This is a genomic window from Streptomyces sp. NPDC085866, from assembly GCF_044541035.1.
Lineage (GTDB): Bacteria > Actinomycetota > Actinomycetes > Streptomycetales > Streptomycetaceae > Streptomyces.
This window is the reverse complement of sequence record NZ_JBITSQ010000020.1, coordinates 1-20,390: the sequence shown is the minus strand read 5'-3', so window position 1 is coordinate 20,390 and position 20,390 is coordinate 1. Positions and strand designations below refer to the sequence as shown.

The following is a 20,390-nucleotide window of genomic DNA, read 5'->3' as shown; positions in this document are numbered from 1 at the left end:
CGGGGCGGCCGGAACCCCACCCACTGCACGGGGTTCCGGCCGCCCCCACATGCTCGCTGGTGAGGCGTCTGCCGGCCGAGGTGTAACACTTCCGGCCGAGTCCGCTCTGTCCATGTGGACGACCGTGTCGGTCGGCCAGGACAGGGGACACGACTCGTGCAGTGGACGAACGACAGCGGCGGAGGGTACGGCGAGGATCCGTACGGCGGCGTCGGGTACGCCCATGCCTACGGCCACGAGTACGGCGGCAGCGCCACCGCCGAAACGGTCCCGATGCCCTGGTACCCGGCGGAACCCGCGCAGTGGACGCACCCGGGGTACAGCACCGATGTGCCGCCGCCCGTGGAGTTCGACACATCCGGCCGTCCCGCACCGGAACCGGACACGCCGACGGGCGAGTCGGAGCGGCCCGTCTTCGTCGATTCCTCGGGGCGCCGCCAGCGCCGCGTGCTCCGTGCTGCCCGGCTGCTGGTGATCCCCGCCGGCGGCTACGTCGCCCTGCTGATCAGCACGATGCTGGGCGGCCCGAGCATCAGCTCCCCGTTCGTGCCGCAGTCGGGCGCCACGCATCCGGCCGTGCCTCGCGCGACCGCACCCGACTCCCCGCCCGGCACGGGCCGTACCGCGGGGAGCGCGGGCCCCGCCGCGGCACGGCAGAAATCCGGCCCCACGGCGCGGAAGACCGCCAGTCCCACCGACCGGCTGGCAGCGTCGACCGCTCCTGCGGCCACGTCCCGGCCCACGACGATCACGTCCCCGACCTCGACCACCACCCCCGCTCCCGCCCACACCTCCAAGGGTCGTGCCATCGGTTCGTCCCACAACCCCGTGAAGTGATCCAAGGCCCCGACGTGACCGATCGCCGACGCCGCAAGGCCCTGCCCCGCCGCCACAGCCGTACCCGCCAGGTCGCACCCCGCACGCACTGGCTGCTGCTGAGCGTGCTGGCGGTGACCCTGTCGACGGCCCTCCTGCTGCAGGGCTACACCCACCACATGTTCCGCATCACGTCGGACGCCGTGACCGGCCCCCGGGGCCGCAGCGACACGGTGCCCACCCAGGTGGTCCACGGCGGCCCCGTGATCGCGAACGCCGCCACCTCTGCGCACACCGCCAAGGCGCAGGCCCGCACCATCGCGCTCACCTTCGACGACGGCCCCGACCCCGTCTGGACCCCGCGCATCCTGGACGTGCTGCGCCGCAACCATGTGCACGCGACGTTCTTCGTCGTCGGAACCCAGGTCGTGGCCCACCCGGAGTTGCTCCGCCGGATCGTCGCCGACGGCCACCAGATCGGCATCCACACCTTCACCCATCCCGACCTGGCCCGCCTCGCCCCATGGCAGCGCTCCCTGGAACTGCGGGAGACGCAGCTGGCGGTGGCCGGCGCCGCCGGGGTCACCACCGCACTGCTGAGGCCGCCCTACTCCTCGAAGAACGACGCGCTGGACGACGCCGACTGGTCCGTCCTCCGGCAAGCCGACACCGCGGGCTATGTCACGGTGCTCTCCACCCAGGACGCGGAGGACTGGCAGCGTCCCGGTGCGGAGCGCATCCTCGCGAACGCGACACCGCACGGGCACGCCGGGCAGATCCTGCTGATGCACGACGGCGGCGGTGACCGGTCCCAGACCGTCGCCGCGCTGAGCGCCCTGATCCCACGGCTGAAGGCACACGGTTTCCGGTTCGCTACGGTCGGCGCCGCGGTCGGCATGGCCGGACCCGTCCAGCCCGCCGGGCTCGGCGACCGTCTGCAGGGGATGGCCTTCATCAAGATGCTGCAGGGCGGCGACCTGGCCGTATGGCTGCTGGGCGTGCTGATGTACGCGGCAGGAGCGATCAGCGTGCTGCGCGCGGCGGTCGTGCTGGTCGCGGCCCGCCGGCACCGGCGCCTGCGCTCCCGGAGCCGGTCCTGGGGGCCGCCGGTGACCGAGCCGGTCAGCGTCATCGTCCCCGCGTACAACGAGAGCGCCGGGATCGAGGCGGCCGTACGCTCACTGCTCGCCTCGGACCATCCGGTCGAGATCATCGTGGTGGACGACGGCTCGACCGACGGCACCGCCGACCTGGTGGAGTCGCTGCACCTGCCGGTGCGGGTGATCCGCCAGCAGAACGCGGGCAAGCCCGCCGCACTCAACACCGGACTCGCCGCCGCCACCTACGACCTGGTGGTCATGGTCGACGGCGACACGGTCTTCGAACCCGACACCGTCCGCACCATCGTGCAGCCCTTCGCCGATCCCCGCGTGGGCGCCGTCTCGGGCAACGCCAAGGTCGTCAACCGCGGCGGCCTGCTGGGCCGCTGGCAGCACATCGAGTACGTGGTCGGCTTCAACCTCGACCGCCGCCTGTTCGACCTCGCCGAATGCATGCCGACCGTGCCCGGAGCGGTCGGCGCGTTCCGCCGCCGGGCACTGCTCGACCTCGGCGGGGTCAGCGACGTCACCCTCGCCGAGGACACCGACCTCACCATGGCGCTGTGCCGCGCCGGCTGGCGCGTGGTGTACGAGGAGAGCGCGCGGGCCTGGACCGAGGCCCCCGCGTCGCTGAGCGCCCTGTGGCGCCAGCGGTACCGCTGGTGCTACGGCACCCTGCAGGCGATGTGGAAGCACCGCGGCGCGCTCGTGCAGCGCGGCGCGGCCGGAAAACTCGGCCGCCGGGGCCTGGGCTACCTGCTGCTCTTCCAGGTGCTGCTGCCGCTGCTCGCACCCGTCGTGGACATCTTCGCCGTGTACGGGCTGCTCTTCCTCGACCCGGTCCGGATCGTCGGGCTGTGGCTGGCCTTCCTGCTGCTGCAACTCATGATGGGCCTGTACGCGTTCCGCCTGGACGGAGAGCGGCCCGGCCCGCTGTGGAGCCTGCCGTTGCAGCAGTTCGTGTACCGGCAGCTGATGTACCTGGTGGTGATCCAGTCCGTCTTCACCGCCGTGTCGGGCTCCCGGCTGAGGTGGCAGCGCATGGAGCGCTACGGCAGCCTCCAGGCTCCGGCGGGGGCGGAGGCGCCCGGCAAGGACCTCCCTGCGCAGGACCCCGGCCTTTCGCAGCGGCCGCCGCATCACAGCGGTCCGCAGCCTGCGCCGTACGACCCCCTCCCGCAGCCTGCGTCGTACGGCGGCTTTCCCCAGCCTCCGCAGCCTCCGCCGCACCCGGGTTTCCGGCAGCCCGGACCGTACGAGACACAGCAGTTGTACTGAGAGAACAGTGAGCACAGCCCATGAGCGGACACCGGCGCCGGCCGCCGCAGCGCTTCAACAGCGGCACGCGTGGCGGGGGTGACCGCGGCACGGGCCGCCGGGCCGCACGTCGTGACCAGGCCCCACGAGAGGAACTGACGGGCCGCGCCAGAAGAAGGGCGCCACAGAAGAAACGTTGGATCGACTACCCGCGCCGGAGCAGGACGGGCCCGCGCCGCTGGCTGCCGTCGGTGCGCCAACTGCTGGCGCTCTTCCTGCTCTTCTTCGGCGGCACGGCAGCGGCCGTCGGCTACGCCTACGCCACGGTCACCATCCCGGACCCCAATCCCGGGACGCTGCTGCAGAACAACGTCTACTACTGGTCGGACGGCACCGTCCTGGCCACCGACGGCAGCGTCAACCGGCAGAACATCACCCTCGGGCAGGTGCCCGCCGACGTGCGGTGGGACTTCATCGCGGCGGAGAACTCGTCCTTCTACACCGACCCGGGCATCGACCCGCAGGGCATCGCCCGCGCCCTCCTCCACATGGCCGAGGGCGACTCCGTCCAGTCCGGATCGACGATCACCCAGCAATTCGTCAAGAACACGTACCTGGACCAGTCGCAGACGATCTCACGCAAGTTCAAGGAACTGCTGATCTCGTCCAAGATCGGCGCCGGCATGACGAAGCAGCAGATCCTCCAGGGATACCTGAACACCTGCTACTTCGGCCGCCAGGCCAACGGCGTCCAGGCCGCCGCCCGTATGTACTACGGCCTCCCGGTGGAGAAGCTCGACGCGAGCCAGGGAGCCTTTCTCGCCGCGGCGGTCAACGAGCCGAGCCTCTTCCAGTACGCGGACTCCGACCCCACGGCCAGGGCGAAGGCCGAGGCCCGCTGGTCCTGGGTGCTCGACCGGATGGTGCAGACCGGCAGACTGACGTCGCAGCAGCGGGCCCGGTACGCCGCCGCGGGCTTCCCGACGCCCAGGAAGTGGGTCCCCGGTTCGGGATTCAACGGCCAGACCGGCTACCTGGTCCAACTGGCCCGCTCGTACGTCCAGGCGCACGACCCGACCGTCACCGACAACAGCCTGAGCCGGGGTGGGTACCAGATCCACACCACCTTCGACAGGAAGAAGACGGCGGAGCTGTCCCGGGCCGTCGCGAACGTGCGCAAGGAGCGGCTCGACCCCGCCCACCGGTCGGTCGACCGGGACGTGCAGGTCGGAGCCGCCTCGGTGGACCCCGGGACCGGCAGGATCCTGGCCGTCTACGGCGGCCCCGGCTACGACCGGGCCCACTACTCGGACAACGCCGACACCTCCGGCGTCCCGGTGGGGTCGACGTTCAAACCGGTCGTCCTCGCCGCCGCGCTCCAGCACGGAGCCGTCATGCAACCCGGCAAGCCTGCCCAGGCGGTCACCCCCGCCAGCAAGTTCAACGGTGACGACGGCATCAAGATCAAGGACCAGCAGGGCAGCTACGTCACCGACGACAAGGACCCCACCGGCCTCCTCCACCAGCACAACGACACCACGCACCGCTGGGGCTACATCTCGCTGCGCACGGCCATGGAGCAGTCGGTCAACACGCCGTACGTGCAACTGGGAGAGGACGTCGGCTACGACAACGTCGCGAAGACGGCCGAAGCCCTCGGCCTGCGCTCCGGCAGCCTCGCCGATCCCAGCGCCGGCTTCTACATCGGCACCTCGACACCGAGCGCCATCCGGATGGCAGGCGCCTACGCGACCTTCGCCGCCTCCGGTACGCAGACCACCCCGTACTCGGTGACCAAGGTGACCCACAACGGCACGGCGCTGCACGGCTTCACCGCCCCCGTCCCCGTACGGGCACTGCCGTCGGCCGTCGCCGACCACGTGACCGACGTGCTCCGAGGCGTCATAGCCCGGGGCACCGGAACCAAGGCCCAGGCCCTCGGCAGGACGGCCGCGGGCAAGACGGGAACCACCGACGACTACCGGTCGGCCTGGTTCGTCGGCTACACCCCCCAACTCGCCACCTCCGTGGTCCTCTTCCGAGAGGACGCGAAACACCCCCAGCTGCAGTCCCTGGCAGGCGTCGGCGGCCTCCAGAAGGTGTTCGGCGGGGACATCCCCACCGAGATCTGGACCCAGTACATGCGCGACGCCCTCACCGGCCTTCCCGACATGCCCTTCCCCGCCCCCACGCCCCTGGGGCACGGCGCCGACGAGCCGGGCGCTCCCTCTCCCACTCCCTCCGCGTCCCCGGCCAAGCGGGGCACCAAGCCCGGCAAGAAGGCGTCGACCCCCACCGCCACTCCCAGGCCGAGCGCTCCGACCTTCCGTCCCAAATGCCGTCCGCACAAGTGCCGTTGAGCCGTACCCGGGCGGACCGCGAACGGCTGCCGGCGCCCGGTTCGGTCCCCACCGAACCGGACGCGGGCCACGGGGAGTTCCCCGGGACACCCCGCCTCTGAGGCGAACGACTCGCTCAACTCTGTTGCGGGCCTTGCCGGTTGCTGCCCGAGCCTCTAGGTTAAGCGCGCCATTAAGTCTACTTAACTGCATACTTAAGCGAGGTCTCCGTGCAGCACCGCGCAAGACCACGTACGTGCCGGACCGTTGCTGTCGCAGCCGCCTTGACCGCAGCGGTGGCGTTGGCCGTCGGAGCGCACCCGGGACCGGCCGAGGCGGCCGGCGCCGCCCCCGCTCCCACCCAGCGTGTCGAGTACTTCCCCGGTCCCGGAGCAGAACCCCGCCAGGTGACCGTCCCGGCGGACACCCCCGCCCGGACGGCCCGCCGCGCGCCGGACCCGGTGGGCGCCGGCGCGACGGTGAGGGCACTCCAGCGGACCGGGCCGGTGGCCGGGCGGCTCGACCTGGTGGTGATGGGCGACGGCTACACCGCGGACGAACAGGGCGAGTTCGCCACGGACGCCGAGGAGAAGCTGGACGAGATCTTCGACATCGAGCCGTACCGGAGCTACCGAGGCCTGTTCAACATCTGGTTGGTCGGCGCCGTCTCCCACGACTCGGGCGTCTCCGGAGACCCGACGGCCGATGTCGCCAAGGACACCGCGCTGGGCTCCCACTTCTTCTGCGACGGCCTTGAACGCCTGCTGTGCGTCGACCCGGACAAGGTCGCGGAGCACGCCGCTCTGGCCCCGGACGCCGACATCGTCTTCGTCATCGCGAACTCCACCAAGTACGGCGGCGCGGGCTACTCCGCCGGCGACCTGCCGACGGGCTCGCCCTTCCACGGGGTGGCGACGATGTCGTCCGAGAACGACAGGTCGTACCTCATAGGCGCCCATGAACTGGGCCACTCCATAGGTCACTTGGCCGACGAGTACCAGTACGCGGGCTACGGTGCCTACCCGTACGCCGATGAACCGGCCGAGGCCAACCTCACGCTCCGCCGCGACCCGGGCGCGTCGAAGTGGTACCGCTGGCTCGGGGCCGACGACCCGACGGGTTCGGTCGTGGGCGCGTACGAGGGCGGGGGGTACTACGAGACGGGCATCTACCGGCCGACCGAGACCTCCATCATGCGCTCCTTGGCCTCGACCGAGTTCAACGTCGTCGGCCGCGAGGCGATGATCGCCGGCTTCTACGCCGACGCGGACGCGCTGACCTCCTCCGTCCCCACGTCCCGGCCGGTCGCGCAGGGGCGGCGGATCACCGTGCGCCTCGCCCCGCTGACCGGCCTCGCCGACCTCGAACTGACCTGGTACGTCGACGGCAGACAGGTCCCGTCGGCCACCGGCGACCTGTCGGTGACGCCGCACGAACTGGGCGTCCACGGCCGGGGGCACGAGGTCACGGCGACCGTGACCGACCGCACGACGGCCGTACGGGACCCCGCGGTCCGGGCACGGACGTCCGACTCGCTGACGTGGACGGTGCGGTGACGCGGTAGCCGCCGCCGGCTCACTCGGTACCGGTGGGCCGGCGGGCGTCGTCGTCCGGGAAGAGGGCCGCGGCCACGTGCTTGGTGTCGGTGTACTCCACGACGGAGGCGATCCTGCCGTCGCGGACCGTGTAGATGCCGATGCAGCGGTTGTCGTAGGTGCCGCCGTACACGGTGGTGGCCCTGGAGGTCCACTCGGCCACCACGCGGTCGCCCTCGGCGATCGTGCTGACCAGTTCGACCGCCAGGGTGCCGGGGACGAGGATCGGTCCCATGCCGCCGAGGAACTCGTCGACGATCTCGTCGCGGCCGTGCCACACCTTGGAGATGGGCAGGTCGCCGGGATAGTGCCAGGTCGCGTCTTCGGCGAAGCTGCCGCGGACGACGTCGGCGTCGCCGTCGCGGACGGCCTCGACGTAGCGGACGACGACGGCCCTGGGGTCGCTGGTGGTCATGGGGTGCTCCTTCGGTCGTTCCTGCGTGCGGTCGTTCGGACGCCGGTCAGGACAGGGTGAGGACGGCCTTGCCGCGGATGCGCCGGTCGCGCAGGTCGGTCAGGGTGGTCGCGGTGTCGGCCCAGTCGGCGACGCGGCCGATCTCGGGGTGCAGGCGGCCTTCGGCGGTCAGCCGGACGAGCGTGGCCAGGTCGTCGTCGAGGCGGGTGTCCGCGTCGAGGTAGTGGAAGTGGCGGATGACAGCCGATTCGGGGCCGGTGAAGAAGTCGAAGAAGTCGAGCGTCGCCGGAGTGCGGCCGGCCTGCCCGAACCAGATCAGCGTCCCGCGCCTGGCGAGCCGCGCGAGCGCGAGGGGGAGGGCCTGTCCGCCGGTCGACTCCAGCACGATGTCGTAAGGGCCCCGGGCGTCGGCGACGTTGTGGACGATCTCGGCGGCGCCGAGATCGGTGAGCCGGGTGCCGCGTTCGGCGTCCCTGGTCACGGCGGTGACCTGGGCCCCGGCGGCGGCCGCGAGTTCGGTCACGAAGTGGCCCACGCCTCCCGAGGCACCGGTCAGCAGGACCCGTCGTCCCAGCACCGGTCCGGCGGCGCGCAGCAGCCGCAGCGCGGTGAGCCCGGCCAGCGGCAGCGCAGCGCCCTGGAGCGCGCAGACGTCGTCCGGCAGCACGGCGAGCGCGTCGGTCGGCACCGCCACGTACTCCGCCCAGCCGCCCTCCATGGGGTGCCCGACGACCCGCGTGATCCCGGACGGTCCGCTGCCGTCGGCGGCCGGCTGCACCACCAGCCCCGCGATGTCCTTGCCGGGGCGGTCGCCGGGGCCGGGCCGCTCCAGCTTGAAGGTCTCGCCCCGGTTGACCGAGAACGCCTCGACCTTCACCAGTGCCTCGTCGGGGCGTGGTGCCGGCTCCGCGACGTCGGCGAGCACGACCGGCACGGTGGGGTCTCCGGTCGGTACGAAGGCTTTCATCGTGGTCGTCCCTTCGGTGGCCCGGGGCCATCCCTCGGTGCTGTCTGCCGGGACCATCCGACCGGGTGCGACGGCGGCTCGGCCAACAACGGAGCGGCCGGGCCGACAACGCGGGGTTGTCGCATAGGGTCAGGGGCATGGACCTCGACCTCGCCCTGGTCCGCGCTTTCGTCGTGACGGCCCGGACACTGCATTTCGGGCGGGCCGCGGAGGAGCTGGACACCAGCCAGCAGGCGCTGTCCAAGCGCATCGCGCGGCTGGAGGAGCTGCTGGCCGTGCGGCTGTTCGAGCGTCAGGGCGGCATCCGGCTGAGCGAGGCGGGGGAGCGGTTCCTGCCGGCCGCGTGCGAGGCGCTGGTGGCGGGCGAGCGGGCGGTCGCGGCGGTGACGGGCGCCGGACCGGTCGTACGGATCGACACGTGGGGTCATCTGTACGCGCCGATGCGCACGGTCGCCGACGCGGTGGAGGCGCTCGGCCCGGTGCGCTGGGAGCCGGGTCCGGGACGTGACTGGCCGTCGGTCGCACAGGCGCTGCTGCGCGGCGACACGGACCTGGGATTCGGCCGGGTGCACCCGCTGCCCGACGGCCGGGACGTGGGTCTCACCCAGCGGCTGGTGCGGCTGGAACCCGTCGACGCGGTGGTCAGCCCGTCCCACCCGCTGGCCGACGCCCCCGCCCTGCGCCCGGCCGACCTGCGCGACAGCGTCCTGTGGTCCCCGGCCGAACTGAGCCGTCTGGACTTCCTGCGCCGCTTCGCCGACGAATTCCACATCACGCGCCGGCACGACGGTCCCAACCTGGGCCTGGACCACCTCGTGCAGCACATCCGCACCGAGCCCGAGGGCTTCACCCTCTTCCCCGCCGACGCACCACTGCCGGACCACATGGGCCTGCGCTGTGTCCCGCTCGTCGAGCCGACGCCGCTGTACGCGTGGTCGCTGGCCTGGCGCGAGTCCTCCCGCCACCCCCTGCTCGACCCCCTGCTACGCGGTTTCACCGAAGTCGGCCGTGCCCGGCGCTGGTTGGAGTACTCACCGCAGCGTGACTGGCTCCCCGACATCGATCATTCGAAACTCGCAGGCCACAGCACGCCGACCGGGTAGCGGATCGGCGAGTGTCGTCAACTTCCCCGCTCAGGCGAGCTGTTCGAAGTTGAAGGAGCGGATGAAGCAGTCCCGCGGCTGGGACACGGCGAACAGCACACACTCCACGAGCGAGTGCGCGGTCAGGGGGTCTCCGGAACCGCGCGGAGACTTCTCCCAGTCCTCGGACAGCGGGTCGGGGTTCACGAAATCCGGCGGGTACAGGGAGATGACGCGCACCCCCTCGGGGCGCAGCCGCTTGGACAGGATGTCCGCGAATCCCGCCTGGGCGCTCTTGGCGGCGTAGAACGCCGAGTGGGCGTCCGAGCGGTGGTGCCCGGGGACACCGGCGGTCGAGATCATGTTGACCACGTCCGGCTGCCGCGATGCGCGCAGCAGAGGCAGGAAGTGCTTCACCACGAGGACCGTGCCGGTGGCGCCCGAGGCCACCGTGTCCGCGACGTCCTCGTCGGTGGCCGACAGCAGGTCGGTGCCCTCGAGCCAGCGGGCCCCGTTGTTGACCAGGATGTCGATGTGGCCGGTCACCGCCGCGACTTCGGCGGCGAAGGCCCGGATCGAAGCCGGGTCGGACAGGTCGCAGGCGAGCGCGTGCACCTGGTCGTGGCCCAGGCCGCGGATCTCGTCGGCCACGCGGCGGGCGGCGTCCGCCGTACGGGCGGAGAGGTACACCTCGGCGCCGCACTGTGCGAAGCGGATGGCCAGGGTGCGCCCGAAGTCCCGGGAGGCTCCGGTGACGACCACCTTCCGGCCGTCGAGCCGGGGAAGCGGGGCGTGGCTGCTCTGTGCGTCGTTCATGGGTCGGGATTCACCTGTCGCGTCGAAGGGATCCTGGGGCGGTCGGCCGTTCCCCTACCCGGCCCCTTCGCGCAGGGCCTTGTCGATGTCGCTCAGCGCGCTGGTGAGCCGTGCGTAGTCGTCGGCTGCCAGCGGCCTGACGAAGCACTCCTCCACCACGCGGGCGTGGACGGCCGCGGCGCGCAGGAACGCCGCGCGTCCCTCGGCGGTCGGTTCCACCAGGGCCACCCTGCGGTCCTCGGGGGAGGGGGTGCGGCGGACCAGGCCGGCCTCCTCCATGCGGTCGACCAGGCGGGTGGTGCCGCTGCTGGTCAGGGTGAGGTCGTCGGCCAGCTGCCGCTGGGAGACCTCCTCGCCGGGTCGGCGGCCGAGCCGTATCAGCACCTCCAGCATGGTGTGGCTGATCCCGCACTCCCGCCGTAGCGCGCTGTCGATGCGCTGTTCCAGGCGGGTGGCGGACCTGATCAGCAGGCCGAAGTCCCGGACGAGCCCGCTGTTGGCGGCGCGGGCGACGGCTTCGTCGTCGTGCTGGGGCGTGGCGTTCATCGCCGCCGAGTTTACTGTCGACTCATCTACTGCTGCCTCAGCCACTGCTGTCTCAATTGCTGAGTAGTCAATTGCTGATCAGTCAATGAAATTCTAGAGTGGGCGCCACCCGCGAGCGAGAGGGAGATCAGTGGATCTGCAGCACTGGCTCGGACGAGCCACCCACGCGATACAGGACTGGGCCGACGGCTTCGGCCCCTACCGGCCCCACCCGTCCCTCCAGGTGGACGACGACCGCTTCGGCGCGGTCTTCGAGGAGTTCACGGGCCGGCTGAAGGACAACTACCCCTTCTTCCACCCGCACTACGCGGGCCAGATGCTCAAGCCCCCGCACCCCGCCGCGGTCGTCGGCCACCTCACCGCCATGCTGATCAACCCCAACAACCATGCCCTGGACGGCGGCCCCGCCACCGCCGCGATGGAACGCGAGGCCGTCGCCCAGCTCGCCGCGATGTTCGGCTACGACACGCACCTCGGCCACCTCACCACCAGCGGCACGATCGCCAACCTCGAAGCCCTCTTCGTCGCCCGCGAACTCCACCCCGGCCGGGGCGTCGCCCACAGTGCCGACGCCCACTACACCCACGGCCGGATGTGCCACGTCCTGGACATGACGAGCCACCCCGTCCGCACCGACGGCGAGGGGCGGATGGACCTCGACGCGCTGGAGGACGTCCTGAGCACCGGGGACGTGGGCACCGTCGTCCTCACCACCGGCACCACCGGACTGGGGGCCGTCGACCCCGTCCACGAGGTCCTGCCCCTCGCCGAGCGCCACGGCGTCCGCGTCCACGTCGACGCCGCGTACGGCGGCTTCTTCACCCTCCTCGCCGGCGCGGACGGACCGGAGGCGCTGTCCCCCGAGCCCTGGCGGGCCCTGGCACAGGCCGACTCGATCGTCGTCGACCCGCACAAGCACGGACTCCAGCCCTACGGCTGCGGAGCCGTTCTCTTCCGCGACCCCGAGGTGGGCCGCTTCTACCTGCACGACTCGCCCTACACCTACTTCACCTCGACCGAGCTCCACCTCGGCGAGATCAGCCTGGAGTGCTCCCGCGCCGGCGCCTCCGCTGCCGCCCTGTGGCTCACCTTCCAGCTCCTGCCGCCCACTCCCGACGGCCTCGGCCGGGTCCTGGCGGCCGGCCGGCGAGCCGCCCTGAAGTGGGCGGACCTGATCGAGGCGTCGGACCTCCTGGAGCTCTACCAGCAACCCCAGCTGGACATCGTCACCTACTTCCCCGCCGTCGACCCGGCGAGCCTCACCGGCATCGACGCGGCGTCCGCCCGCATCCTGGCCGACGGCATGGAGAGCCCCGACCCCGTCTTCCTGAGCACCCTCAAGGCCGGCCGCGAGGCGTTCGCCGCCCGCCATCCCAAGGTCACCGCGGATGCCGACGGCGCGCGGATCCTGCGCAGCGTCCTCATGAAGCCGGAGTCCGAACACCACGTGGAGCACCTGCACAGCCGGGTCGAGCGACTGGCCCAGGCCGGCTGACCCGACGTCCGCCGCGTCGCGACCGAGCGCCGACCGCTTCGCAGGGCTCACTCGGGCGGCAGAACACCGTGCTGTTGACCGAAGCCGCCGACATGGCGGCCCGGCCCGTGGTGGGTGCTCGGCGCGTGGCACAGCGCGATGAGCGCGGCGTCGTCGTCGAGGCATCCGCCGACGTGGTCGAGCAGATCCCGGCGGACGTGGTGCAGAAGCTCCTCGGGACTGCTGCCGGCCCACTGGGCGGCCCGGTCCGCCAGGGGGTAGAAGGTGCGGCCGGCATCCCGGGCCTCGATGACGCCGTCGGTGTAGAGCAGGAGGGTGTCCCCGGGCTTGAAGGCGAACACGTCGACGGTGTAGTCCCCGGCTGTCGGCCCGTGGATCCCCAGCGGGGGTGCGGGGTGCACCGGGACCGTGACAGCGCTGCCGGGGCCGAGCAGCAGGGGCGGGGGGTGGCCGCAGCTCAGTATCCGCGTGACGTGACCCTCGTCGGGGATCTCCACCAGCATCACGGTGGCGAAACGCTCGCCCACGTGCTCGTCGGGCCCGAGGTCGGGCAGGTTGCGGGCCACGCTGCGTTCCAGGGAGGCGGCCAGATCGGGCAGGGAGGTGTGGTGGTGGGCGGCCTCGCGGAACGCCCCGATGAGCAGCGCGGCCTCGCCGATGGCGGACAGCCCCTTCCCGCGAACGTCGCCGATCATGACCCGCACGCCGTTGTCGGTGGGCGTCGCGGCGTAGAGATCACCTCCGATCTGGGCCTCGGCCTCGGCCGCCATGTACAGACAGGCGATCCTCATCGAGCCGATCTGCTCCGGCAGCGGCCACAGCAGAACGTGCTGCGCCGCCTCGGCGACCATGCGCACCTGGGCCAGCTGGCGAACGCGGCGGTCGCGCACCACGCAGAAGAACACGGTCATGGCAGACAGCACGGCCAGGGCGAGGATCTGCACCAGCACGTTCCGGCTGAACAGCACGCCGAAGTGCCAGCCGATGTACGCCTGCGCCCCCACGGCCAGGAAACCGACCAACCCGGTCAGCCAGGCGTCGGCGAACGAGGCGGTGATCGCGGGGGCGATGACCAGCAGCGGACCGAGATGGATGTCGGCCGGGACCATCTGGTCCACCGTCGTGATCACCACGATGAGCACGATCGGGATCACCAGCAGCGCATGGCTCGACTGCCACGGCTGCCGCACACCGGCCGCGTATCGCCGGACATCCACATCTTCCACAGTGCACCATCCAGCTGGTGCGGACACTCCGGGCCGAACCTAGACTGGCGACGGCGTAGAAAGTCCCGGATTAGGGAGATATGCATCATGGCCAAGCGAGGGAACAAGCGACGCGCTCGTAAGAAGAAGAAGGCCAACCACGGCAAGCGTCCCAACGCCTGAGCCAGAGGAAACCCCCGGGTCCATGACCTGGGGGTTTCTGTACAGCGCGGGCAGAAGACCCGTGGCTCGACGATCATGATCTACGTGCCGCTGCGGGGCTCCTGCATGCGGATGAAGCGGCCGTGCCAGGTGTGGTACCAGACCTGGCCGCTGGTCGCGTTCACGGAGAGCATGCCCACGATGTGGTCGTCGCGCAGAGTGTGCAGGGTGTAGTAGCCGGGGAACTGCTCGGGTTCGGCGGCGTGCAGGCCGCTGCGGTGCTCGCCGAGCCAGCGGTCGGCGATCCGAACCGCCTGGTCGGGCCGCACGGCTGCGGTGCCGGTCTGATGGGGGGCACGCATCATGCCGTAGGCGGTGTTCCACATCATGGCCGGGCCGTACTCCAGCCGGACGCCGCCGCTGCGCGGATCGACGAGGACCTCGGTGGCCGGCTTGCCGCCCCGGTCGAGGAGCTCGGCGTAGTAGCCGTTGCTGAACTGCATGACTTCCCCGACGTGCAGACCCCAGCGGCCGGCGAAGCGCTGCGCCGCACGGTCGGCGTCGGCCATGCTGTGCACCGGCTCCTGCCGGGACAGCACACCCGTCATCGTCCCGGGGCCGTACGGCGCGGAGCGGTTGCCGGTGACCCAGACGAGCGAGCCGATCAGCGCGGCCACCGCGGCGACCAGTACGGTCAGCGGCAACAGGCGGCCCTTCAGCCTGTTCACCGGGGACCCGGCTCGTGGGCGGCGAGGCGTTCACGGGCCTCGGTGTACGTGGCCGCGTCGATCTCACCGGAGGCGAAGCGGCGGTCGAGGATCTCCTTCGGTGTCTCCCGTGGTGGCTGCTTCCAACCGTGGCTGCTGCTGTCGTGCCCTGCGGGATGGGTGAGACGGACCACGGCCCATATGACGAGCCCGAGCAGCACGACCCACAGCAGGGGCATGAAGACCATCCAGGCCCAGCCACCGCCGTTCCAATACATCACTGTGCTCACCTCCGCTGAGGCTTCCCCCTCACTGTCCCTTTCGTCCACTGTCCCTTCAGCCTCGAAGGACGTGCCAGGGCCGTTCGGCCCCTGTGCCGGGCCCTCCGGTTCCTCCTGTCGGCCCGACCTCCGGCCCACCGGCGGTGTGGCGCCCCACAGTGCCCTTCACACGGCCCGCTCACGGGTCCGGCGGCCCCTCCAGATCCCGCTGATAGCTTGCTGCTTCTGCCAGTTCACTCTGTTGGGGGAAATCAATGAGCCAGCAGCCGCCGTTCCCGTCGTCGCCGCCGCCTTCACAGCCACCGCAGGCTCCCTACAACCCGTACAACCAGCCCGCCCCGCCGCAGCAGCCACAGGGGTACGGATGGGCGCCTGCCCAGGGGCAGCCGCCGATGCACCCGGCGCCGCCGTTCCAGACGCCGCCCTTCCAGGCACCGCCGTTTCAGGCAGCGCCCCTCGGACAGCAGCCGAGCGCGGGTGGCCGTCCGGTCGGCGCGGTCCTCCTCGGCTTCATCGTGTCGGTCGTGGTGTCGCTGCTCTACAGCGGCATCAACCTGGCCACGTACAAGGATCAGTCGCTCACGACGGCCAACACCCTGTACCTGGTCCACGCACTCCTCAACGGAGCGATCGTCGGTTCCCTGGTCGGCTCGGTGGCCCGCCGCAGCGCCGGCGCCCGGATCGGCGCGGCCGTCATCGCCGCGCTCGGCGCGTTCTTCGGCTACACCAACTCCCTCCCCCTCGTCATCGCCGACGTCCAAACACCTTCCTTCGTCTTGGACATGCTGAGGCACGACCCCTTCTTCCCGGCCAAGGCCTGGTGGACCAGCGAAGCCCACGGCGGAGTCGACTGGTACTCCCCGCTCGGCCTGGTGATCGCCGCGGCTGCGGCGTGGGGTCTCGCCTACGTCATCGGCAACAGGCGCAGCCCGATGTGACGATCCATCAGGAAAGGTATCGGGCGCCACTCTGATTTCAGACCCCGGACGGCGAGCCGGGATGGGCCGGAGGGGGATCCTGGACGCGGTTCATCGGACGCGTCGGCGCCGTGGCGTTGCGCGCCGCCGCACCCTCCACCCGCGATCAGCGCCGCCTGCGTCCGCTCACGCTGCTGGAGATCTGGGCGGACAGCCCCTTCTGCGATCCGCGGGCCCGGATGCGCACCTGTCTGGTGCCGGCGGCCGAGGGCGAGCGGATCCACGCCAAGTGTGGTGCAGGTCACGGGAAGTCGGTGTCTGGTGCCGGACAGCTCATTGAGGTGAGCACTCATATGCGTACCCGGGTACGGGCCGGGGAATCGAGCGCGTTCGCCGAGCTCTTCGACAGCTATGCCCGCGCGGTCTACAACCATGCCTTCCGGCTGACCGCCGACTGGTCGACGGCCGAGGACGTGATGGCCGCGACCTTCATGGAGGCATGGCGCCTTCGCCACAAGGTCGACCCCGAGGGGGGCTCTCTGCGGCCCTGGCTGCTGGGCATCGCCACCAACACGGCGCGCAACCAGTACCGGAGCAACCGGCGGTACCGTGCGGCGGCCAACGCCGCCGCGGCGGCCGAGTTGTCGGTGCCCGACCACGCCGACGAGGTGGCCGACCGGGTCGACGACCGGCGGCGGCTCGCAACGGCCCTCACCGCGCTCGCCGCGCTGCGCAGACCGGAGCGCGAGGTCATCGCGCTCTGCCTGGGGGAGGGCCTGGACTACGAGGCCGCGGCGGAAGCGCTCGGGATTCCCGTCGGCACCGTCGCCTCCCGGCTCTCCCGGGCCCGCAAGAAGCTGCGTGCGCTGGCCGAGGCCGAATCGGCGCGCCCCTTCGCCGCCACGGTCCTTGCGGCGGCCGAACCGTCCCGCCCCACCACCGGAACCGCGCGCAAGAAAGTGCGCGGAAAACGGGAAGGCGGCAGCCCCGGCCGACAGACAAGAGGCGAACGCACAAACGCGATCCGGCCCGTGCAGGAAGGAAACCGATGAACGCGGACACGTCCCGGCAGAACCCGGCCGAGTGGGACGAGAGCGCACAGCTCTTCTCCCGGACGGCGCGTGACCTGCCGACGGGCCGTCACCAGTTCCACAGGGAGCGTCTGATGGCCCAGATTCACGACATGCAGCAGGAAGAGCGCACGGCGACGGCAGCCCCCGCGAAGGCACGGAGGTTCCGGCTGCCGCGCCCGGCGATCGTGCTGCCCGCCCTGGCGGCGGCCGTGGCCGCGGCGGTCGTCGCCGGGAACGCGATGTCCGGCGGTGGCGGAGTCAGGGACGGCGGCGTCGCCACCGGACCGGCCCTGACCACCCAGGTCGGCGCCGCAACCACCAAGGGCGTGCCCCAGCTGCTCGACCGGATCTCGCTGGCGGCGGCCGACGGGTCCCACTCGGCCGTCAAGCCCGGTCAGTACATCTACATCGAGTCCAAGAGCGCCGACAGCTACCTGAATTCCGTCAACGGCAAGACCACCCTGGCCAGCCACGAGCTGCACCGGCGCCAGACCTGGATGTCCCCGGACGGCACCAAGGGCTGGGTGATCGACCCCGCGGCCAGCGACAGTCCCGGGGGCGAGACCCTGAGCCTGCCCGACGAGCAGGGCAACACCCCGAAGGCGACCCTGACCGCCCCGTCGTACGACTACCTGGCCAAGCTCACCACCGACCCCGACGCGCTCCTGGCCAAGATCTACAAGGAGACCGCGGGCCAGGGCCGCGCCCCCGACCAGCAGGCGTTCAGCACCATCGGGGACCTGCTCGGCGAGAGCTACCCGCCCGCGAAGCTCTACTCCGCCCTGTTCAAGGCCGCCGAGAAGATCCCCGGTGTCGTCGTCGTGCAGGACGCCGTCGACGCGGCGGGCCGGCACGGGGTGGCGGTGGCCCGGTACGACGACACCAGCGGCGAGCGCGAGGAATGGATCTTCGACAAGAAGTCGCTCGTCCTCCTCGGCGAACGCACCGTCCAGGTGCGCACGGTCGGTGGAACGAACCCCTTGATCAAGCCCGGCACGGTCACCTTCACCAGCGCCGTCATGAAGCGGGCGATCGTCGACGGCATCAAGCAGACCCCGTCGAAGTCCGGCTGACACGGCCTGGCCGACGAACGAACCCCGGGTCGTCGACCCGGGGTTCGGCGTCTCCGGCATAGCGTTCAGACCCGATCCATTGCAACGAATACAGTGAGGACTGTTGCGTTAGATTCAAAACCGTTGCAACGATTTCTCGGTCTCTACCTGCAGCAATGACATTCGGGTGCAACAACAGTGTTGCCGACTTCATGAATGCAACGTAGCTTTTCCGGTGTCGGAAACAGTGAGCTGAAGGAGAGAACGATGCAGAAGTTCGACACCACCGCCCCGGTCCTGGCCGTCCTCGACATCCCCGCGGGACGCATCCAGCTCATCGCCGCCGACCGGGCCGACACCACGGTCGAGGTCCTGCCGGAGAACGCCGCCAAGAGCCGCGACGTCAAGGCGGCGCAGGAGATCGAGGTCTCCTACGACGGCGTCCTGCGGATCGAGGCCCCGCAGGCCAGGAACCGGATCCTGGGACACTCCGGATCGGTCGAGGTGACCGTCCAGTTGCCCGCCGGCTCCCGCGTCGAGGCGAAGGCGGCCCTCGCCGAACTCCGGGGCGTCGGACGGCTCGGCGACGTCGTCTTCGAGGGCGCGCAGGCCACGGTCAGGCTCGACGAGACCGACGGCGCCCGCCTCACCCTTCAGGCCGGCGACATCGCGGTCGGCCGCCTGGGCGGCCCCGCGGAGATCAGCACCCAGAAGGGCGACCTGCGCATCACCGAGGCCGTGCGCGGCACGGTCACCCTGCGCACCGAGCACGGCGGGATCGAGGTCGGCGCCGCCCGCGGAGTCTCCGCCTCCCTGGACGCCGGCACCGGCTACGGCCGGATCCACAACGCGCTCGAGAACGCCGACGGCACCGCCGGCCTGAACATCCACGCGACCACCGCCTACGGCGACATCACCGCCCGCAGTCTCTGAAGGAGGCCCTCGTGAAGTCGCCACTCGCACAGAAGCCCGAGATGGCGACTCCGGCCGGCCCTGGCCCCATCGCCTCCTTCATACGGTTCATGATCTTCGGGGGCGGCGTCGGGGTCCTCTCCAGCTTCGCGGTTCCGGTGTTGGCCGTGATCACGCCCTGGGCGGTCTCGAACGCGATCGTCACCGTCGCCTCCACCCTGCTGTGCACCGAACTCCACGCCCGCTACACGTTCGGCAAGGGACGCGGCGCCGGATGGCGAGAACACTGGCAGTCCGCAGGCTCGGCCACCGCCGCCTATCTGGCGACCGGCGCCGCCATGTGCGTCCTGCATCTGATGCAGCCCTCGCCCGGCATGCCGACCGAGCAGCTCGTCTACCTCGGCGCGTCCGGCCTCGCCGGAGCAGGCCGCTTCGTCATCCTTCGCCTCTACGTCTTCGCCACCCGCCGCTCCAGTACTGCGCGTTCCCGGAAACAGCAGGGGACGACGGCCGCGCCCATCCTGGTCCTGGCATAGGGCGCGAGCCCGGCAGTTCGCTGCCCACTCGTGGCCGATCGCCGTTGTCCCCCCGACAACCCGGGGGAGGCAGCGGTCAGGAGCGGTTCAGACCCCACGTCTGCAGGGCGTAGGGCCGCCCCTTCTCCTCACCCGTGATCAGCGGCACGTCGAGCAGCCTGAAGCCCGCCTTGGTGGCCACGGCGACGCTGCCGGCGTTCTCGGCCTCCAGCTCCAGGATCACCTGCCCCGCGTCCAGCTGCTCGAAGGCGTACGCGGCCATCACCCGCACCGCCCGCGCCGCCAGCCCCTGGCCGCGGTGCGCCGGGCCGACCGCGTAGCCGAGCTCCGTGCCCTCGGGGGCACGCCGCAGCATCACCTCGCCCAGCGGTGCGCCGCCGTCGACGGTGATGGCGAGCAGTATGGCTGTGCCCTCCGCCCGCAGCTGCCGGTCCCGGTCCAGCCGTGCGCGGGCGGCCGCTGCGTCGAAGGGGGAGACGATCGGTGTCCAGTAGGCGATGTCGGGGTGGTCGAACAGCTCCGGCATCGCGGCCAGGTCCGCCTCCGTCCAGTCGCGGAGGACGAGCCCTTCCCCCGAGAGCTCGATCCGCTCGGGGAAGGACGACATGGTGCTGCTCATGGTGGACGACCTCCCTGGCGGCCTGTTCAGGACGGGGCAGGATAACCGGGGCAGGCCCAGGCCCACCGGTCTTTCCCGGGGACTCCTGTACTCCGGCCGTGGTGGTGCGCTCGGCTTTGCATCGTGGGCATCGATGCGGCGTACGTGGCTGTTCACTCCGAAGGACATGCGAAGGGCACAGGGCGGCGGAGGGCCGCGAGACTGTCAGGCCGCGGAGTTTGACCCCAGCCAGGAAGTTCCGTAACATGGTCAAGTTGCCTCGATCCGAGACGGTTCTGTAGGCGACAAGTCGGACCGCTGGCGCGGTCTCCCAACGGGACTGAATTCGGGGATGCCCGCATGCGTGAATTCAGCTCCATCACCTCGATTATGAGTGGCCGGGAGAATCCGCTAAGGTTTGAGACGTCGGAACGGCCCAACAGCCGGGAAGACAATCCCGCCGACCGGGAATCGGACGCCGAAAGGATCTGATAGAGTCGGAAACACCGAAGGGAAGCC

20 protein-coding genes are annotated in these 20,390 nt (G+C 71.0%); 12 read left to right on the top strand and 8 right to left on the bottom strand.

Going from position 1 to position 20,390, the window contains the following annotated elements:
• Positions 1 to 156 precede the first annotated feature (156 nt).
• The 4 genes from ACIF83_RS38525 to ACIF83_RS38510 all read left to right on the top strand — a co-directional run bounded on the left by ACIF83_RS38525 (position 157) and on the right by ACIF83_RS38510 (position 7,068).
• Complete coding sequence (locus ACIF83_RS38525; RefSeq protein WP_399734280.1) at positions 157 to 837, top strand: hypothetical protein; 681 nt, start codon at positions 157 to 159, stop codon at positions 835 to 837.
• Between the two features lie 14 nt (positions 838 to 851).
• A complete protein-coding gene (locus tag ACIF83_RS38520; protein ID WP_399734277.1) occupies positions 852 to 3,194 on the top strand; it encodes a bifunctional polysaccharide deacetylase/glycosyltransferase family 2 protein in 2,343 nt (780 codons plus the stop codon).
• 20 nt (positions 3,195 to 3,214) lie between these two features.
• Positions 3,215 to 5,533 (top strand): transglycosylase domain-containing protein, encoded by a 2,319-nt coding sequence (locus ACIF83_RS38515; RefSeq protein WP_399734274.1) that lies wholly within the window; start codon positions 3,215 to 3,217, stop codon positions 5,531 to 5,533.
• A gap of 263 nt (positions 5,534 to 5,796) precedes the next feature.
• Positions 5,797 to 7,068, top strand: coding sequence for a M64 family metallopeptidase (locus ACIF83_RS38510; RefSeq protein ID WP_399734271.1), 1,272 nt, complete (start codon positions 5,797 to 5,799; stop codon positions 7,066 to 7,068).
• A 19-nt stretch (positions 7,069 to 7,087) separates the two neighbouring features.
• Here ACIF83_RS38510 and ACIF83_RS38505 read toward each other — a convergent pair whose 3' ends face one another.
• Both ACIF83_RS38505 and ACIF83_RS38500 read right to left on the bottom strand, forming a co-directional pair.
• Positions 7,088 to 7,522: a nuclear transport factor 2 family protein gene (locus ACIF83_RS38505; protein WP_393475324.1), complete on the bottom strand. Its 435-nt coding sequence runs from the start codon at positions 7,520 to 7,522 to the stop codon at positions 7,088 to 7,090.
• A gap of 46 nt (positions 7,523 to 7,568) precedes the next feature.
• Positions 7,569 to 8,489, bottom strand: a complete 921-nt coding sequence (locus ACIF83_RS38500) for a zinc-binding dehydrogenase (RefSeq protein ID WP_399734268.1) — start codon at positions 8,487 to 8,489, stop codon at positions 7,569 to 7,571.
• Positions 8,490 to 8,626: 137 nt separating this feature from the next.
• On the opposite strand from ACIF83_RS38500, the gene ACIF83_RS38495 reads away from it, so the two are divergent.
• Positions 8,627 to 9,592 carry a LysR family transcriptional regulator gene (locus ACIF83_RS38495; RefSeq protein WP_398138877.1) on the top strand — a complete coding sequence of 322 codons (966 nt, stop codon included), beginning with the start codon at positions 8,627 to 8,629 and terminating at the stop codon, positions 9,590 to 9,592.
• Between the two features lie 30 nt (positions 9,593 to 9,622).
• Here the strand turns inward: ACIF83_RS38495 and ACIF83_RS38490 are convergent, their stop codons facing one another.
• Together ACIF83_RS38490 and ACIF83_RS38485 are read right to left on the bottom strand one after the other, a co-directional pair.
• Positions 9,623 to 10,387 carry an SDR family oxidoreductase gene (locus tag ACIF83_RS38490; RefSeq protein WP_399734265.1) on the bottom strand — a complete coding sequence of 255 codons (765 nt, stop codon included), beginning with the start codon at positions 10,385 to 10,387 and terminating at the stop codon, positions 9,623 to 9,625.
• 54 nt (positions 10,388 to 10,441) lie between these two features.
• Positions 10,442 to 10,933 carry a MarR family winged helix-turn-helix transcriptional regulator gene (locus tag ACIF83_RS38485; protein WP_399734262.1) on the bottom strand — a complete coding sequence of 164 codons (492 nt, stop codon included), beginning with the start codon at positions 10,931 to 10,933 and terminating at the stop codon, positions 10,442 to 10,444.
• A gap of 130 nt (positions 10,934 to 11,063) precedes the next feature.
• Here ACIF83_RS38485 and ACIF83_RS38480 point away from each other — a divergent pair, with 130 nt between their 5' ends.
• Positions 11,064 to 12,428: a pyridoxal phosphate-dependent decarboxylase family protein gene (locus ACIF83_RS38480; protein ID WP_399734260.1), complete on the top strand. Its 1,365-nt coding sequence runs from the start codon at positions 11,064 to 11,066 to the stop codon at positions 12,426 to 12,428.
• Positions 12,429 to 12,475: 47 nt separating this feature from the next.
• Here ACIF83_RS38480 and ACIF83_RS38475 read toward each other — a convergent pair whose 3' ends face one another.
• Entirely contained in the window at positions 12,476 to 13,645 is a 1,170-nt protein-coding gene (locus tag ACIF83_RS38475; RefSeq protein ID WP_399734257.1) for a PP2C family protein-serine/threonine phosphatase, read from the bottom strand.
• A gap of 96 nt (positions 13,646 to 13,741) precedes the next feature.
• On the opposite strand from ACIF83_RS38475, the gene ACIF83_RS38470 reads away from it, so the two are divergent.
• Positions 13,742 to 13,816: a 50S ribosomal protein bL37 gene (locus ACIF83_RS38470; RefSeq protein WP_100661309.1), complete on the top strand. Its 75-nt coding sequence runs from the start codon at positions 13,742 to 13,744 to the stop codon at positions 13,814 to 13,816.
• 80 nt (positions 13,817 to 13,896) lie between these two features.
• On the opposite strand, the gene ACIF83_RS38465 is transcribed toward ACIF83_RS38470, so the two are convergent.
• The gene (locus tag ACIF83_RS38465; RefSeq protein ID WP_398138880.1) at positions 13,897 to 14,523 is read right to left on the bottom strand and encodes a hypothetical protein; all 627 of its coding nucleotides are present in this window, start codon (positions 14,521 to 14,523) and stop codon (positions 13,897 to 13,899) included.
• Positions 14,520 to 14,792, bottom strand: coding sequence for an SHOCT domain-containing protein (locus ACIF83_RS38460; RefSeq protein ID WP_393475347.1), 273 nt, complete (start codon positions 14,790 to 14,792; stop codon positions 14,520 to 14,522). The genes ACIF83_RS38465 and ACIF83_RS38460 overlap by 4 nt, the downstream gene beginning before the upstream one ends.
• Before the next feature lie 245 nt (positions 14,793 to 15,037).
• Here ACIF83_RS38460 and ACIF83_RS38455 point away from each other — a divergent pair, with 245 nt between their 5' ends.
• The 5 genes from ACIF83_RS38455 to ACIF83_RS38435 all read left to right on the top strand — a co-directional run bounded on the left by ACIF83_RS38455 (position 15,038) and on the right by ACIF83_RS38435 (position 19,273).
• Positions 15,038 to 15,721 carry a hypothetical protein gene (locus ACIF83_RS38455; protein WP_393475350.1) on the top strand — a complete coding sequence of 228 codons (684 nt, stop codon included), beginning with the start codon at positions 15,038 to 15,040 and terminating at the stop codon, positions 15,719 to 15,721.
• A 332-nt stretch (positions 15,722 to 16,053) separates the two neighbouring features.
• Positions 16,054 to 16,752 carry an RNA polymerase sigma factor gene (locus ACIF83_RS38450; RefSeq protein WP_393475409.1) on the top strand — a complete coding sequence of 233 codons (699 nt, stop codon included), beginning with the start codon at positions 16,054 to 16,056 and terminating at the stop codon, positions 16,750 to 16,752.
• Positions 16,749 to 17,846 (top strand): CU044_5270 family protein, encoded by a 1,098-nt coding sequence (locus tag ACIF83_RS38445; RefSeq protein WP_399734253.1) that lies wholly within the window; start codon positions 16,749 to 16,751, stop codon positions 17,844 to 17,846. The genes ACIF83_RS38450 and ACIF83_RS38445 overlap by 4 nt, the downstream gene beginning before the upstream one ends.
• 246 nt (positions 17,847 to 18,092) lie before the next feature.
• Positions 18,093 to 18,758: a DUF4097 family beta strand repeat-containing protein gene (locus ACIF83_RS38440; RefSeq protein ID WP_399734250.1), complete on the top strand. Its 666-nt coding sequence runs from the start codon at positions 18,093 to 18,095 to the stop codon at positions 18,756 to 18,758.
• A 41-nt stretch (positions 18,759 to 18,799) separates the two neighbouring features.
• Positions 18,800 to 19,273 carry a GtrA family protein gene (locus ACIF83_RS38435; protein WP_399734473.1) on the top strand — a complete coding sequence of 158 codons (474 nt, stop codon included), beginning with the start codon at positions 18,800 to 18,802 and terminating at the stop codon, positions 19,271 to 19,273.
• Positions 19,274 to 19,349: 76 nt separating this feature from the next.
• Here the strand turns inward: ACIF83_RS38435 and ACIF83_RS38430 are convergent, their stop codons facing one another.
• Complete coding sequence (locus tag ACIF83_RS38430; protein ID WP_393475357.1) at positions 19,350 to 19,892, bottom strand: GNAT family N-acetyltransferase; 543 nt, start codon at positions 19,890 to 19,892, stop codon at positions 19,350 to 19,352.
• Between the last annotated feature and the right edge of the window lie 498 nt (positions 19,893 to 20,390).

Coding starts and splice junctions, on each gene's coding strand:
- ACIF83_RS38515 (WP_399734274.1), top strand. CDS start 3,215: ATGAGCGGACACCGGCGCCGGCCGCCGCAGCGCTTCAACAGCGGCACG.
- ACIF83_RS38435 (WP_399734473.1), top strand. CDS start 18,800: ATGGCGACTCCGGCCGGCCCTGGCCCCATCGCCTCCTTCATACGGTTC.
- ACIF83_RS38455 (WP_393475350.1), top strand. CDS start 15,038: ATGAGCCAGCAGCCGCCGTTCCCGTCGTCGCCGCCGCCTTCACAGCCA.
- ACIF83_RS38495 (WP_398138877.1), top strand. CDS start 8,627: ATGGACCTCGACCTCGCCCTGGTCCGCGCTTTCGTCGTGACGGCCCGG.
- ACIF83_RS38450 (WP_393475409.1), top strand. CDS start 16,054: ATGCGTACCCGGGTACGGGCCGGGGAATCGAGCGCGTTCGCCGAGCTC.
- ACIF83_RS38500 (WP_399734268.1), bottom strand. CDS start 8,489: ATGAAAGCCTTCGTACCGACCGGAGACCCCACCGTGCCGGTCGTGCTC.
- ACIF83_RS38430 (WP_393475357.1), bottom strand. CDS start 19,892: ATGAGCAGCACCATGTCGTCCTTCCCCGAGCGGATCGAGCTCTCGGGG.
- ACIF83_RS38490 (WP_399734265.1), bottom strand. CDS start 10,387: ATGAACGACGCACAGAGCAGCCACGCCCCGCTTCCCCGGCTCGACGGC.
- ACIF83_RS38445 (WP_399734253.1), top strand. CDS start 16,749: ATGAACGCGGACACGTCCCGGCAGAACCCGGCCGAGTGGGACGAGAGC.
- ACIF83_RS38485 (WP_399734262.1), bottom strand. CDS start 10,933: ATGAACGCCACGCCCCAGCACGACGACGAAGCCGTCGCCCGCGCCGCC.
- ACIF83_RS38505 (WP_393475324.1), bottom strand. CDS start 7,522: ATGACCACCAGCGACCCCAGGGCCGTCGTCGTCCGCTACGTCGAGGCC.
- ACIF83_RS38440 (WP_399734250.1), top strand. CDS start 18,093: ATGCAGAAGTTCGACACCACCGCCCCGGTCCTGGCCGTCCTCGACATC.